The sequence below is a fragment of the Gemmatimonadota bacterium genome, assembly GCA_022560615.1.
Lineage (GTDB): Bacteria > Gemmatimonadota > Gemmatimonadetes > Longimicrobiales > Gaopeijiaceae > UBA1138.
Window position 1 is genome coordinate 1 of record JADFSR010000022.1, and the last position, 15,169, is coordinate 15,169.

12 protein-coding genes and 1 tRNA gene are annotated in these 15,169 nt (G+C 64.2%); 9 read left to right on the forward strand and 4 right to left on the reverse strand.

Features of this window, described 5'->3' with window-relative positions; translation table 11 throughout:
* The 9 genes from dnaK to IIB36_13005 all read left to right on the forward strand — a co-directional run.
* A partial coding sequence (gene dnaK / locus IIB36_12965; GenBank protein ID MCH7532652.1) for a molecular chaperone DnaK occupies positions 1–1,872 on the forward strand: 1,872 nt, incomplete at its 5' end.
* Positions 1,873–2,043: 171 nt separating this feature from the next.
* Positions 2,044–3,597, forward strand: a complete 1,554-nt coding sequence (locus IIB36_12970) for a trypsin-like peptidase domain-containing protein (GenBank protein MCH7532653.1) — start codon at positions 2,044–2,046, stop codon at positions 3,595–3,597.
* 149 nt (positions 3,598–3,746) lie between these two features.
* Positions 3,747–3,829: transfer RNA gene (locus tag IIB36_12975), tRNA-Leu, on the forward strand.
* Between the two features lie 42 nt (positions 3,830–3,871).
* Positions 3,872–5,149 (forward strand): trigger factor, encoded by a 1,278-nt coding sequence (tig, locus tag IIB36_12980; protein MCH7532654.1) that lies wholly within the window; start codon positions 3,872–3,874, stop codon positions 5,147–5,149.
* Positions 5,150–5,174: 25 nt separating this feature from the next.
* Complete coding sequence (locus tag IIB36_12985; GenBank protein ID MCH7532655.1) at positions 5,175–5,804, forward strand: ATP-dependent Clp protease proteolytic subunit; 630 nt, start codon at positions 5,175–5,177, stop codon at positions 5,802–5,804.
* 21 nt (positions 5,805–5,825) lie between these two features.
* Positions 5,826–7,058, forward strand: a complete 1,233-nt coding sequence (gene clpX / locus IIB36_12990) for an ATP-dependent Clp protease ATP-binding subunit ClpX (protein MCH7532656.1) — start codon at positions 5,826–5,828, stop codon at positions 7,056–7,058.
* Positions 7,059–7,197: 139 nt separating this feature from the next.
* Positions 7,198–9,609 carry an endopeptidase La gene (gene lon, locus IIB36_12995; GenBank protein MCH7532657.1) on the forward strand — a complete coding sequence of 804 codons (2,412 nt, stop codon included), beginning with the start codon at positions 7,198–7,200 and terminating at the stop codon, positions 9,607–9,609.
* Complete coding sequence (locus tag IIB36_13000; protein ID MCH7532658.1) at positions 9,606–10,238, forward strand: YihA family ribosome biogenesis GTP-binding protein; 633 nt, start codon at positions 9,606–9,608, stop codon at positions 10,236–10,238. Before lon ends, IIB36_13000 begins: the two co-directional genes overlap by 4 nt.
* Entirely contained in the window at positions 10,235–10,867 is a 633-nt protein-coding gene (locus IIB36_13005) for a hypothetical protein (GenBank protein ID MCH7532659.1), read from the forward strand. Before IIB36_13000 ends, IIB36_13005 begins: the two co-directional genes overlap by 4 nt.
* Positions 10,868–10,875: 8 nt before the next feature.
* Here the strand turns inward: IIB36_13005 and IIB36_13010 are convergent, their stop codons facing one another.
* The 4 genes from IIB36_13010 to argF are packed head-to-tail and all read right to left on the reverse strand — an operon-like array spanning position 10,876 to position 14,994.
* On the reverse strand, positions 10,876–12,489 hold the full coding sequence (locus IIB36_13010) for a sigma-54-dependent Fis family transcriptional regulator (GenBank protein MCH7532660.1): 1,614 nt from the start codon (positions 12,487–12,489) through the stop codon (positions 10,876–10,878).
* Entirely contained in the window at positions 12,486–12,989 is a 504-nt protein-coding gene (locus tag IIB36_13015) for a MogA/MoaB family molybdenum cofactor biosynthesis protein (GenBank protein ID MCH7532661.1), read from the reverse strand. Before IIB36_13015 ends, IIB36_13010 begins: the two co-directional genes overlap by 4 nt.
* Positions 12,986–14,095 (reverse strand): glycine cleavage system aminomethyltransferase GcvT, encoded by a 1,110-nt coding sequence (gene gcvT / locus IIB36_13020; protein MCH7532662.1) that lies wholly within the window; start codon positions 14,093–14,095, stop codon positions 12,986–12,988. The genes IIB36_13015 and gcvT overlap by 4 nt, the downstream gene beginning before the upstream one ends.
* Entirely contained in the window at positions 14,092–14,994 is a 903-nt protein-coding gene (gene argF, locus IIB36_13025; GenBank protein MCH7532663.1) for an ornithine carbamoyltransferase, read from the reverse strand. Before argF ends, gcvT begins: the two co-directional genes overlap by 4 nt.
* Positions 14,995–15,169 lie beyond the last annotated feature (175 nt).

Sequence of the window (15,169 nt, forward strand, 5' to 3'; positions counted from 1 at the left end):
CCCGTCGTGATCCCCAACTCAGAGGGCGGACGGACGACCCCCTCGGTCGTCGCCCACACGAAGGACGGTGAGCGCCTCGTCGGTCAGATCGCGCGTCGCCAGGCGATCACGAACCCGGAAAACACGGTGTCCTCCATCAAGCGGTTCATGGGTCGCAAACACGACGAGGTCGCCGAAGAAGAGAAGCTCGTCCCGTACGAAGTCGGCCACGACGCCAGCGGTCGGGTGACCGTGAAGATCCCGAACGCGGACAAGACGTTCACGCCGCCGGAGATCAGCGCGATGATCCTCCAAAAGATGCGGCAGACGGCCGAAGACTACCTGGGCACGAAAGTGAGCCAGGCGGTCATCACGGTCCCTGCGTACTTCAACGACGCTCAACGCCAAGCGACCAAGGACGCGGGCAAGATCGCGGGCCTCGATGTGCTGCGTATCATCAACGAGCCGACCGCAGCCGCGCTCGCATACGGCCTCGACAAGAAGACCGAGGAGAAGATCGCGGTCTTCGACCTCGGAGGTGGTACGTACGATATCTCGATTCTCGAGCTCGGTGACGGCGTCTTCGAGGTGAAGTCGACCAACGGCGACACGCACCTGGGTGGTGACGACTTCGACCAGCGCGTCATCAATTGGCTCGTGCAAGAGTTCAAGAAGGATCAGGGCATCGACCTCGCGAAGGACTCGATGGCGCTTCAGCGTCTCAAGGAAGCGGCAGAGAAGGCGAAGATGGAGCTGTCCACCACGTTGACGTCGGACATCAACCTTCCCTTCATCACCGCGACGCAAGACGGCCCGAAACACCTGAACTACAGCCTCTCGCGGTCCAAGTTCGAGCAGCTCGTCGACGACCTCATCCAACGGACCATCCCGCCCATGAAGATGGCTCTCGAGGACGCCGGGCTGACGACCGACGACATCGACGAGGTCATCCTCGTGGGCGGCTCGACCCGGATTCCGAAGCTGCAGGAGATCGTGACCGACTTCTTCGGCAAAGACCCGCACAAGGGCGTGAACCCGGACGAAGTGGTGGCGGTCGGTGCCGCGATCCAGGGTGGCGTGCTGGCCGGTGACGTTACCGACGTCCTCCTGCTCGACGTGATTCCCCTTTCGCTGGGAATCGAGACGCTGGGCGGCGTCATGACGGCGCTCATCGAGCGAAACACCACGATCCCGACGAAGAAGGCCGAAGTTTTCTCCACGGCGGAGGACAACCAGACCACGGTCGAGATCCACGTGCTCCAGGGTGAGCGGAAAATGGCGGTGGACAACAAGACCATCGGCAAGTTCCAGTTGACCGGCATTCCGCCGGGGCCGCGCGGGATGCCCCAGGTCGAAGTGACCTTCGACATCGATGCGAACGGCATCCTGCACGTGTCGGCGAAGGACCGGGCAACGGGCAAGGAGCAGAAGATCCGGATCGAGGCGTCGAGTGGCCTCTCCGACGCCGAGATCGACCGCATGGTCAAGGACGCGGAGGCCCACGCGAGCGAGGACGAGGAGCGGCGGGAGAAGGTCGAGTCCCGCAACCAGCTCGACTCGCTCGTCTATCAGGTCGAGAAGGATACGGGCGAGTGGGGCGAGATGGTCTCCGAGGGCACGAAGGAGCGTCTCGACGGGGCGGTCGAACAGGCCAAGGAGGCACTCAAGGGCGATGAACTCGCCACCCTCAACTCTGCCCGCGACGAGTTGATGCAGGCGTTCAGCGCCGCGGGACAGGAGATGTACCAGTCTCAGGCCGCAGAGGCAGAAGCCGGTGACGGCGATGCAGAGGGCGAAGGAACGGAGAAGGGCGCCGACGAAGACGGTGGATCCGAAGCCGCTGCCGACGACGTTGTCGAGGCCGACTACGAGATCGTCGATGAAGAGGCGTAAGCCGCGTCCAGCGCCAATCGGGGGACGCCGGGGCAACCCGGCGTCCCCCGAGGCGCATCTCAAACAGGTGTAGAAGGGCCGGACCCGGGTCCGGCCTTCCCGTGTAACAACTTTATCGGCTCGCGACGTGGGCCGATCACCATATTCAGAATGCTTCGGGAGGGCGCCGAGATGTACGACCCCCTTCGTACAAAGACCAAGGTCGTTTTCTACAGCGCAGTCGCGTTCGTCATCGGTCTGGGGATGGCGAGCGGACTCGGCTGGACCAGTCCGACCTACGCGATGCCAACGCTCATCGAGACACCACAGGTCGCCGCTGAGGCGGTGCAGCCGGCGCTGGATCTCAGTGAGGCGTTCACCAACCTGGCGGATGCGGTGACGCCTGCGGTGGTGCGGATCGAGGCTCGCCGTCCCCCGACCCAGGCAGCGCAGCAGCTTCCGAGGGGATTCCGGGACTTCTTCGACATGCCTCAGGATCGGCGTCGACCCCCGTCGCAGGGCATGGTCGCCGGCGGCAGTGGCTTCGTGGTGTCCGCGGACGGCTACATCCTGACCAACAACCATGTGGTCGAAGGCGCGGACCAAGTGACGGTCTACTTCCCGGACCGTCAGCACTTCGAGGCCGAGATCGTCGGGAGCGATCCGTTCACAGACGTTGCGCTGCTCAAGATCGACGCCGGTGAGCCACTACACGCGATGTCGCTCGGCGATTCGGACGAGACCAAGGTCGGCGAATGGATTCTGGCGATCGGCAACCCTGGCTTTGGCCGCTCGGCGCAGCTCGACTTCACGGTGACGGCTGGAATCATCAGCGCCCTCGGACGGGGGCTGCGGCTGCTCCAGAACGACCTGCGGAACGATCCCCGATACGGCCCCGAGGCAGCCGGTTTCGCGATCGAGGACTTCATTCAGACCGACGCGGTCATCAACCCCGGTAACTCGGGTGGCCCCATGGTGAACCTCAGGGGCCAGGTCATCGGCATCAACTCCGCCATCGCCTCCACGACCGGCGCGTATCAGGGCTACGGCTTCGCGATCCCGATCAACCTCGCGCGGCGCGTCATGGAGGACCTGATCGAGTACGGGCATGTGAAGCGGCCCCGCATGGGCGTGGCTATCACGGACGTGAGCGCGGAAGACGCCGAGCTGTACGAACTGCCGTCCGTATCGGGCGTTCTCGTGCAGACGGCCAACCCCGGAGGCCCCGCCGAGGGCCAGCTCGAGAGCGAGGACGTGATCGTGGCGCTCGATGGGAAGCCGGTCGGTTACGTCGCCGAGCTCCAGGCGCGCATCGCGCAGCACAGGCCTGGAGACAGAGTAACCGTCACGGTGTATCGGGACGCCCGACCGATCGATGTCAGGATCACGCTGGACGAGGCGCCGATCAATGAGATCGCGACCGTGGTCGCGGCGCGTGCGGTCCACGCCGAAGAGCGCCTGGGTATCAACGTCGAGACCATGGACCTCGAGCTCGCACAGATGTGGAGATTCCAACGAGCCGGTGGAGTGATTCTCACCCAAGTGGCTCGCGGTAGTCCTGCGGATCGGCGCGGGGTGGGGACCTATATCGGATCCAAGCTCGTCCAGGTCCAGGACAAGTCGATCGCTAACCCGGACGATGTGCGCCTGGCGCTCGACGGGGTCAACGGCGGCCAGATCGTCTCACTACACTTCGAGGACAATGTCGGCGCCGTTCAAGTCGTGAACGTGCGCATGCCCAACTAGCACTAGCGCTAGCGCTAGCTGCTAGACGCGGAGAAAATCGGCCGGGCTGTGGGCGCGGGCGGCGGCTGGTCGCCCGCGCTTGCTATTGGGGAGAAGAAGCGCTGCCGTTGAACGCCTCTCGGCCCCGGGTTTATCTTTTGCCGGGCCTAGCGAAAGTGGCGGAATTGGTAGACGCGCGGGATTTAGGATCCCGTGGCTAAGTGCCGTGGGGGTTCGAGTCCCCCCTTTCGCATTTCGGGGCTCTTTAAGGCCGGCTTTCGACCCCCCTGAGGGTATGACCGTAGACGCATCGAACCTGCAGGTTTCCGTCGAGAAGCAAGAGCGGTGGCGCCGTAGTATGAGCGTGACCGTTCCCGCCTCCGTGGTCCAACAGGAGGAAAGACGTGCGGCCAAGCAATTGGCGTCGCGCGCTCGCTTGAAAGGCTTCAGAAAGGGCCGCGTGCCCACGAAGGTGATCGAGTCCCGTTTCGGCGGCGCGCTCCGCCAAAAAGCCCTCGACAAGCTGATCGGAGAGGCCTACCGCACCGCGCTGGCGGCTCAGGACCTCAAGCCGATCAGTGAGGGAGAGATTCAGGTGCTGAGCTACGAGCCTGAGCAGGATCTCGTTTTCTCGATCTCCTTCGACATCCAGCCGCGGATCGAGATCGCCCGGCTAGGTGGGTTCGCCGTCGAGCGCCCGGTGACCGAGGTGAGGGACGAGCACGTCGACAAGGTGCTCGCCCGGATCCAGCAGCAGAACGGGGCGTGGAAGCCTGTGGAGCGGGGTCAGCCAGAGGATCGCGACCTGGTCTCCGTGCTGATCAAGAAGCTGCAGGGAGAAGCGACGGACGAGGGCAAAGAGAAAGAGTACGAGTTCCTTCTTGGTCAGGGCGACGCGCCGCCCGATATCGAGATCGCGATCAAGTCGCTGGAGGCCGGAGCGTCCGGCGAGTTCGACGTCTCTTTCCCGGAGGACTTTCCGGATGAGGCCCGAAAAGGGGATAGCGAGCGCATCCGGATCACCCTCGTCGCACGCAAGATCCAGGAACTTCCACAACTCGACGACGATTTGGCGAAGCAAGTCGGCGATTTTGAGACGTTGGATGACCTGAAGACTCGGGTTCGGGAGGACCTCGACAAGGAGGCCGGGCAGGAAGCCGACAACGTCGTCCGCGGTCGCTTGCTCGACATGCTGCTCGATGCGAATCCGTTCGAGGTTCCGGCATCGATGGTCGACCGATACGTCGACGGCGTCATCGGAGATCAGCCCGATCTCGACCCCGAGCGGCTCGAGGAGATTCGCGCTTCGATCCGAGTGGAGGCGGAGCGTGCGGTCAAGCGCATTCTATTCATCGAAAAGGTTGCCGAGACTCAAGGCTTGGTGGCCACGGAAGACGACATCGACGCTCGTGTCGAGGAGATCGCCGAGGCCAACGCCAGCACGGCCGCGAAGGTGTACGCGAATCTGCAAAAAACCGGACGCCTCGAGATGCTCGAACGGGAGCTCACCGAGCGGAAGGTGTTCGACTTCCTGAAGGAACAATCCGAGATTACTGACAGTTCGGCCCCCTGACCTAGCTCGACGAGAGAGCACTGATATGCCGATTTTCCCACCGTACGTGATCGAGCGGACGAGCCGCGGTGAGCGCAGCTACGACATCTTCAGCCGGTTGCTCATGGACCGTATCGTCTTCCTGGGCAGCGGCATCAACGAAGATGTGGCAAACATCATCCTCGCCCAACTGCTCTTCCTCGACGCCGAGGACCCGGAACGCGACATCTTCATGTACATCAACTCGCCCGGCGGCAGCATCTACGCGGGAATGGCGATCTACGACACCATGCAGCACCTGCGGGCACCGGTGTCCACCTTCTGCGTAGGCATGGCGGCCTCGATGGGCGCGGTGCTGCTAGCGGCGGGCGCCGAAGGCAAGCGGAATGCTCTGCCGAATGCGCGTATCATGATCCACCAGCCCTCCGGCGGCTTCCAGGGCAGCGCAGCCGACATCGAAGTCGCGGCCAAAGAGATTCTGCACATGCGGCGACGACTCAACGAGATCATCGCAAAGCACACCGGGAAGACCGTGGAAGAAGTCGAGAGCGACGTCGACCGCGACCGCTTCATGGATCCCGTGGAAGCGGTCGAGTACGGTCTCATCGATCGTGTCCTGGAAGGCCCCGTTTCGCAGACCAATGGAAAACCTGCGGACTCGGATAGCGGCGAGTAGCCGAACACGTGATATTTAGCCATGACGAGTGACAAACACCTTCGCTGCAGCTTCTGCGGAAAGTCCAAGGAGAGCGTCAAGAAGTTCATCTCCGGACCGAACGTGTATATCTGCAACGAGTGCATCTCGCTTTGCAACGAGATCCTCGCGGAGGAGGAGGAGCGGGAGGCTCAGGAACAGACTGCTCCCAGCCCGACCCCCGAGGAGATCAAGACGGTCCTCGACCAATACGTCATCGGTCAGGAAGCAGCGAAGAAGACGTTGGCCGTCTCCGTCTACAATCACTACAAGCGCGTAAACCATCAGGGCGTTCTCGACGACGTCGAGATCGACAAGGCGAACATCCTGCTCATCGGTCCGACGGGTGTGGGAAAGACGCTGCTCGCTCTGACTCTCGCCCGCATGCTGGACGTGCCCTTCACCATAGCGGACGCGACCACGCTCACTGAAGCCGGGTACGTCGGCGAGGACGTCGAGAACATTCTCGTCCGGCTGCTCCAGGCAGCCGACTTCAACGTCGCCGAATGCGAGCGCGGCATCGTATACATCGACGAGATGGACAAGATCGCGCGTAAGTCGGAGAACCCCTCCATCACGCGCGACGTCTCCGGCGAGGGTGTGCAGCAGGCGCTGCTGAAGATCCTCGAAGGCACCGTCGCGAGCGTGCCGCCTCAGGGCGGGCGCAAGCATCCGCAACAGGAGTACATCCAGATCGACACCCGCAACATTCTCTTCATCTGCGGGGGAGCCTTCGACGGGCTCGAAAAGATCGTCGAGGGTCGGATCGGCAAGCGTCGCATAGGCTACACCCGTGAGGACGTCGAGCGGAAGGAAGGCAACGTCATGCAGTGGCTCGAGCCGGAGGACCTCCAGCGCTACGGCTTGATCCCTGAGCTCGTGGGTCGTCTCCCGGTGAGCGTCTACCTCGACGAGCTCGACGAAGATGCGCTGGAGCGCATCCTCGAAGAGCCGAAAAACGCCCTCGTGAAGCAGTACAAGAAGATGTTCGAGCTCGAGGGAATCGGGCTCACCTTCGACCGCGAGGCAATCAAGGCGATCGCGACGAGGACGATGGCGCGGAAGACGGGCGCGCGCGGCCTTCGGTCGATCATTGAGCTCATCCTGCGCGACGTCATGTTCGAGATCCCATCCCGGAACGACGTGCGGGAGGTGGTGGTCACCCCGGAGAGCGTCGAGCACGGCGTGGCGCCCCTGCTCGTCCTGCACCCGGAAGAAGAGAAGCTCGAGGCGTAGAGCCACTTTCCGGTCATCGACTTGTTGTCCGCACGACAAAAAAATCCGTGACGTCGATCTCCGGGGCGCGTCCCTGTTGCGGGAGCGGCACAAGGGGTACGATAGGCGCTGACGCCCCTCGCTGCACAAGCTGCTTCGCATGGCGAACCTCATCAGGGTAGAGGACCAGGTCGACCTGCCCGACCGCCTTCCGGTGATCCCGCTGCGGGATCTCGTTTTCTTCCCCTACATCGTGCTGCCCCTGCTCATCGGGCGGCAACGTTCGTTGGCCGCGCTCGATGAGGCTCGTGATCGAGACGATTTCGTCCTGCTGGTCGCGCAGCGCGATGCGGCGATCGACGAGCCTGGCAGCAATGACCTCTTTCGCGTCGGTACCGTCGCGCGGGTGGTGCAGGTTTCCCGCCTGCCGGACGGCACGCTGCGTGTGGTTCTGGAGGGTCTCGGACGGGCACGGATCCGCCGGCTGACCACAACGACGGCGGCTCTCCGCGCATCCGTGGAACTGCTGACGGACCGGGAAACCGAAGAGGAGGGTCCAACGTCCAACGAGTTGCAGTCGCTCACGCGAACCGTGGTGAGCCTCTACGCGGAATACGCGCGCCTGCACGAACGAGTTCCGGAAGTTCTCTCGGGTATCCTGTCGGCCGAGGGCGACCGAGTGCGCTTCGCCCATCTCGTCGCCGGGCACTTGATCCTGCCGTCGCTGGAGAAGCAGGAGCTGCTGGAAGCAACCGGTGCGATGGACCAACTCGAGCTGCTGCGGCAATGCCTGGTACGGGAACTCGAGATCATGCGCATCGAGGCCAAGCTCGACCGCCAGATCCGGCTTCAACTGGGCAGCGAGCAAACGCCCGACTTTGGGCCTGCCTTCAGCACGATCCACCGGGAGCCCACAGAGACCGACGACGACGAGTGGCTGGAGATCGAGGACGCCGTCCGCAACGCCGACCTGCCTCCGCACGCCCGAGAGCGGGCGCAGAAGGAACTCTCGCGCCTCAAGAAGCTGAATCCGATGGCGCCCGAGGCAGCGGTCATTCGATCACACCTCGACTGGATCGTAGCGCTGCCGTGGACGGCACGCTCGGACGACAACCTCTCCGTCGAACATGCGTCGGACATCCTCGAGTCGGAGCATTTCGGCCTGGGTGAGGTCAAAGAGCGGATCCTCGATCACGTGGCGGTGCTGTCGCTGGTCCAGGAGATGCGGGGGCCGATCCTTTGCCTGGTTGGCCCACCCGGCGTCGGAAAGACCTCCCTGGGCCGAAGCATCGCTCTGGCGCTGGGACGCGAGTTCGTCCGAGTGAGCCTTGGTGGCGTGCGAGACGAGGCCGAGATCCGAGGCCATCGACGCACCTATGTGGGAGCACTGCCCGGCCGTGTCGTGCAAGGCATGCGGCGGAGCGGGACCCGGAACCCGGTCTTCCTGCTCGACGAAGTCGACAAACTCGCCCAAGACTTCCACGGGGATCCCGGCGCCGCACTGCTAGAAGTGCTCGATCCGGAGCAGAACCGCACCTTTTCCGACCACTATCTGGAGCTGGAGTACGACCTGTCCGAAGTCCTGTTCATTACCACCGCGAACACGCTCCAGGGGATCCCGGAGCCGCTTCGCGACCGCATGGAGATCATCCGCCTCCCCGGATACCTGGATACCGAAAAGCGTGAGATCGCGAGTCGGTTCCTGTGGCCGAGGCAAGTCGAGCGGCACGGGCTCACGCCCGGTCAGCTTTCGTTGTCAGGGGCGGCGATCCACGCTGTGATCGAGCGATACACCCGAGAGGCAGGCGTACGCGAACTGGATCGCCGTCTCGCGCGTATCGCACGTAAAGTGGCACGACGCGTGGCCGACGACGTGGCGGTGGAGGCGACTCTCGAGCCGGAGGGGCTAAAGGAGCTGCTAGGCCCGCCGCCCTACTCTCGGCCCGACCGCGACCGGGACAGCGACCGCATCGGTATCGCCAACGGTCTCGCCTGGACGGCGGCGGGAGGCGAGGTTCTCGACGTCGAAGTCGCGGTGATACCGGGGGGCGGCGATCTGCGACTTACTGGCACTCTCGGTGATGTGATGAAGGAGTCGGCCCACGCCGCCGTCACCTATGCCCGCTCCAGATCGGAGGTGCTCGGACTCGATCCCCACTTCCACTCAAAGATCGACGTGCACATCCACATCCCTGAGGGGGCAACACCCAAGGACGGACCTTCCGCCGGTATCACGATTGCGGTCGCGTTGATCTCTGCGCTCATCGGCACGCCCACCCGAGCCGACGTCGCGATGACGGGTGAGATCACGCTCCGCGGTAGGGTGCTCGGCGTTGGCGGAATCAAGGAGAAGGCGGTCGGCGCGCTCCGGAGCGGCATACGCAGGGTCGTGCTTCCCGCCGCGAACGCGTCGGACCTAGAGCTCCTGCCCGAGGAGGTGAAGGAGAGCGTGGCGTTCGACCTCGTACGTACCATGGACGAGGTGATGGACGCCGTACTGCTCGAGAGTCCCCTCCGGCGCCGCCGCGCGCCTCACCCGGTCGGGCTCGGATCGCCACTCTCGCACGGATGAAGATCAAGACGGTCGAGTACGCGGGTACGATCGCTCAACCGGGCGGAACATCGCCCGGTACTCTTCCTCAAATCGCGTTCTCCGGCCGGTCCAACGTCGGGAAGTCGTCGCTCATCAACACGCTGCTGCGCCGTACGCGAAAGAAGATCGCGCGAGTCTCCGCAAGTCCAGGAAAGACGAGAACGATCAATTTTTTCCTGGTGAACGAGCGGTTCTTCCTCGTCGACCTGCCGGGGTATGGGTACGCGAAGGTGCCAAAGGGCATGCGCGACACATGGTCCGAGCTGATCGAGTGGTACCTCGGTGCCTCCGGTAGGGTGCACGGCCTCGTGCATCTGATGGACGCACGGCGAGACCCCACGGATCACGACCTCCATATGATCTCATATCTTTCAGAGTTGGGCGTGCCGACTTTGTTCGTGCTCACCAAGATGGACAAGCTGAAAAGGACTCAACGTGAGAAAGCCATCCACCGCACGTGCGAGGGTCTGAGCATCGGGGAAGACCAGGTCCTACCCTTCTCGTCGAAGACGGGAGAGGGACGAGAGACGCTGCTCGAAGCTCTCGACGAGCTCGTCGTGAAAGCGGAGGGGCGAGCGGAAGGGACAACCCCAGGAGAAGAGGCGTGATGCGGCCCGCTTCGCGCGCATTGCTGGTCTTCGCACTTGTCGCGCTCTTCCTCCTGAGCGGCTGCGCGGTTCCGCCGGGCATGGAGGGCGGCAGTGCGACCAACACGGATTCGTTCGAAACGCTGCCTCCTCCAGGATATGGTACGCTCCGGCAGGACGAGATCTCACTCTCGCTCACGAGCGGCGCGCTGCGAATTCTCGTCACCCCTCTCGAAGAGTCCGCGACGCGGGTGACGGCACCGGACACGTATCGCCGCTTGTCCAGCATGTCCAACGCCCATCGGAATGCTCCCGGCATCGGAGAGTCCGCGACACTCTTTCTCGTCTCGTTCTTCTCCGAACAGCCCGACGAGCGATTCGTGCCCGAAGAGGTGCAACTGGTGTCGCGCGGCATAAGGCTCCGGCCCAGTGCGATCATCGCGGTTACACCCAGTTGGGGCGAACGCCGCCTCCGCCAACGCGTCACCGAAATGGCCGTCTACGCCTTCAGCAGCACCGTCGATCTCGAATCGGACCTCACGCTGGTGTACGGCCTGGACCAGACGTCGGCGTGGAGTGTGATCCTTCGGCGTATCCAGGCCGAACGAGCACGTGCGCGCGCCCGAGCCGGCGGACGGGGAAACGGGTGAATCGACCGTCAGTCGTCCAGTTCGTACTTGGAGATCTTCCGATACAGCGTGCGCTCGCCGATGCCGAGCAGCTCCGCAGCTTTCCGACGATTCCCGTTCACCGACGAGAGCACTGCGGCGATCGCCTGACGCTCGAGGTCCTCCATCGTCATGCCGGGACGGAAGACCACAACGTCGTCTGAGTCGGAGGACGATACGCTCTGTGGCACGGGTTCCGCCGAGATGACCACATCGTCGAACCCGCTGGAGTCCGCGCCGGGAGAGTACGCCCCGATCTCGATCCCCCGGCCGGGGGGGAGCACCGGACCCACGCGTCCGACCACGGCCTCACCGGGCAGCGTGATGCCCTCCCCCCGCCGATACACGTCGAACTCTCGGCGCAGATCGTCCATGTCGACTCGGAGGTCGACGAGAGTCCGGAATACGAATTCGAGTTCGGGTCTGAGATCCGACGCGCCTTTCCGGTTACCGGTCACCCTGGAGATCGGCGCCGGCAATAATGACGGGCCCCGGCCCAGGCGGACCTCATCCGGAATGTCTTCGGGTCGAATGATCCGACCGGGCGCGAGCACGACCATCGACTCGACGAGGTTACGCAACTCGCGCACGTTTCCCGGCCAGGAGTACGCGGTGAGCATCTCCATCGCCTCGGACGAGATCCCCGGGAAGTCCCGGTCGTGACGCTCTGATACTTCCTTGACGAATGACTGGATCAGGAGCGGGATATCATCACGGCGGTCCCGGAGCGCTGGAAGCTCGATACCCAGGACGTTCAATCGGAAGAAGAGATCGCGCCGGAACTCCCCGATCGCGACGAGTTGCCTCAGGTCCTGGTTGGTCGCCGCAACGATGCGGACGTCGACCTTGATGCTCTGCTCGCCACCGACACGGTGAAACTCCCGTTGCTCCAGCACCCTGAGTAGCTTCGTCTGCGTGGAGAGCGGCATGTCGCCGATTTCGTCCAAGAATGTCGTGCCGCCGTCGGACAGCTCGAACAGGCCCTTGCGCGTGGCGATCGCGCCCGTGAAGGCACCTTTCTCGTGCCCGAACAGTTCGGACTCGATGAGCGTGTCGGAGAGTGCCGCGACGTTGACCGCGATGAAAGGCTTGTGCCGCCGTGGCGAAAGCAAATGGATGCCGCGGGCGACGAGCTCCTTCCCGGTGCCAGACTCGCCCGTGACGAGCACGGTCGAAGCAACTGGTGCGATTTGCACCACGCGCTCCAACACCTGACGGATCGCGTCGGTCTCACCGATGATGCCCGTCAGAGCCTGCAGCCGCCCACGCTCGATGAGTCGACTGCCCACGAGCACCACGTCGTCGACGTGCGACGTGTTCGGGAAGACCTCGTCGAATCCGGGTCGCAGAGCCGGCACCAACTCCGCGGCCGAGGCGATCGCGAAGATCGGAATGTGGAGCGCCTGCCTCGCTTGTCTCGCCAGTGCTCCCCCGCCCTCGGCGAGCCCTCCAGTGAGCACGAGCAGGACCGCGCCGTCGTCGGTCGTCAACTCTTCAGCCGGTGTCACCAGATCGGTCGAGTAGCCAGCGGACTTGAAGCCGTCCCTGAGTTGCCCAGCGCGCGCTAGGTCGTGCGTCGAGATGAGAACGCGATCCTCCGTCATGACCCGTCCGGCGGAGGCTCGTGGGTCCCACCTCCACCGCCAAGAAGGTCCACGGCATGCGCGAGCAGGGGATCGAGCACCGCCAGACCGTCTCGGACGCCCCCGGGGCTTCCCGGCAAGTTCACGATAAGGGTTCGCGCTCGGGTGCCGGCGACCCCCCGAGACAGCGCCGAGTATGGCGTGTTCTCGAGCCCTACCGCGCGGATCCGCTCTGCGATTCCCGGCGCCTCGCGATCGAGCACGGACCTGGTCGCCTCCGGCGTGACGTCGCGGGGTGTGAGACCCGTGCCTCCCGTGGTCAGGATCACATCCAAGCCGAGATCGTCGCACCAGGACACGAGACAGCGGACGATGTCCGTGGTCTCATCAACGACGACGTCTCGAGCCACGGTCTCGTGTCCCTTCTCAGCACACCATGAGCCGATGAGCGCGCCACTCCGGTCCTCGCGCTCACCACGCGCGCATCCGTCGCTCACCGTGAGGATACCGATGCGGATCACCGTTTGATCGAGCCCCCGGTATAGAACGGCGGGCGCTGCACGACCACGTCGATCAGGCGGCCCCGCACGTCGATCTGGAGCCCGGTGCCGGGCTTGGACAGCTCGGTGGGCACATACCCCATCGCGACTCCGACTCCGAGCGTGGGGCTGACCGTACCGCTCGTGACGTTGCCGACCACCTCACCCTCATGCCTCACGTCATAACCCGGTCTCGGGAAGCCCCTTGCCTCGAGGCGCATCGCAACGAGCCGGCGCGCAACTCCAGCCTCCTTCTGAGCGGCGAGCGCATCGCGACCGACGAAGTCCCCCTTGCCCAGCTTCGTGACCCAGCCGAGGCCCGACTCGAACGTGGTATGCTGCTCATCGAGATCGTTGCCATAGAGCGCGTATCCCATCTCCAGGCGCAGCGAGTCGCGTGCTCCGAGCCCGGCAGGGATGAGACCGGCGCCGGCGCCCTGTTGCAGCAGAGCGTCCCACAACCCCGGCGCGTCGTCCGCGTCGACGTACAGTTCGAACCCGTCCTCACCCGTATAACCGGTCCCGCTGATGACGGCGGGAACCCCGGCGACCTCCCCCACGGTGAAGCGGTAGTACTTCACACCATCGACGTCGATGCTCGTGAGCGGTCGGAGGATTTCCCGTGCGGCAGGGCCCTGTAGCGCGAGCAGTCCGGTGCGGTCCGACACGTCTTCCAGCTCGCACTCGAACGCCTCCGACTGGCCCTCGATCCAGGCCCAGTCCTTGGCGAGGTTCGAGGCATTTACGACCAGCATGTAGTGGTCCGGGAAGCGATAGATCAGGAGGTCGTCGACGACGCAGCCGTCCTCCAGGCACATCGCCGAGTACTGCGCCTGCCCGACCTCGAGTCCGGCCGCATCGTTCACCGACACGTGCTGGACCAGCTCGAGCGCCTGAGGGCCCCGTACGACGAACTCACCCATGTGCGAGACATCGAAGAGGCCTGCAGCCTCTCGGACTGCGCGGTGTTCCGCGGTAATCCCCGTAGGGTACTGAACAGGCATCTCGAAGCCGGCAAAGGGAACGATCTTCCCGTCGGCAGCGACGTGACGGCCGTAAAGAGGAGTGCGCTTGAGCGCGGCGGTCATCCCATGAGCTCCAGCAAGATCGCCTTCTGAGCGTGCAGGCGATTCTCAGCCTCGTCGAAGATGCGGGACTGGGGGCCGTCGATGACGCCCGCGGTGACTTCCTCCCCGCGGTGCGCCGGCAAACAGTGCAAGAAGATGGCCGACTGCGCGGCCTGACCCATGAGAGCCTCATCCACCACGAAGCCTTCGAACGCCGCCATGCGCTCCGCAGCCTCCTCCTCCTGGCCCATCGAAGCCCACACGTCGGTGGAGACGACGTCCGCGCCCTGTACCGCCTCTGAGGGGTCACGGGTCAACACGACGTCGGCTTCGCCCTGTGCCCTCGCCAGAATCTCGGGATCGGGGTCGTACCCCTCGGGACACGCCAAGCGCACCGAGAAGCCCAGGCGGTACGCGGCATTCAGCCACGAGTTGGCCACGTTGTTGCCGTCCCCGATCCACGCCACCGTGCGCGATGCGTGCTCGCTCCCGAATTCCTCGGCGATCGTCTGCAAGTCGGCGATGATCTGGCACGGATGCAAGAGGTCCGTGAGCGCATTGATCACCGGAACCGACGCGTACGCCGCGAACTCCTCCACCTCGGCGTGGGCGAACGTGCGAATCATGATGCCCTCGACATAGCGCGAGAGCACCTTGGCGGTGTCGTGCACGGTCTCGCCACGACCGATCTGGCTGTCCCCATCCGAGAGGAAGAGCGCGTGCCCCCCGAGTTGGGTCATGCCCACCTGGAACGACACTCGTGTGCGCGTGGAACTCTTGCGGAAGATCATCGCCAGGGTCATCCCGGTCAGCTGCGCTCTATCGACGCCCGCCTTCAGTAAGCGCGCACGCTCGAGCAGCTGAGTGAGCTCGTCACGACTGAAGTCCGCGATCGCGAGGAAGTCTCGCTTCTTGGCCACGTCTCAGAAGGCTGTTGAAGGAGTACAGCGGGCCGCCACCCGTGGTAACGCACGGGTCCCCGGGACGCCACGGCCCCAGAGGGCACCCGCGCATCGCGCGGGTCGCGGAGCTTCGAAGTCATAGCCGTCGCGGGCACCGCCGCCGAAGGCGGTGGTCCGAGGAGCTCCAACGACG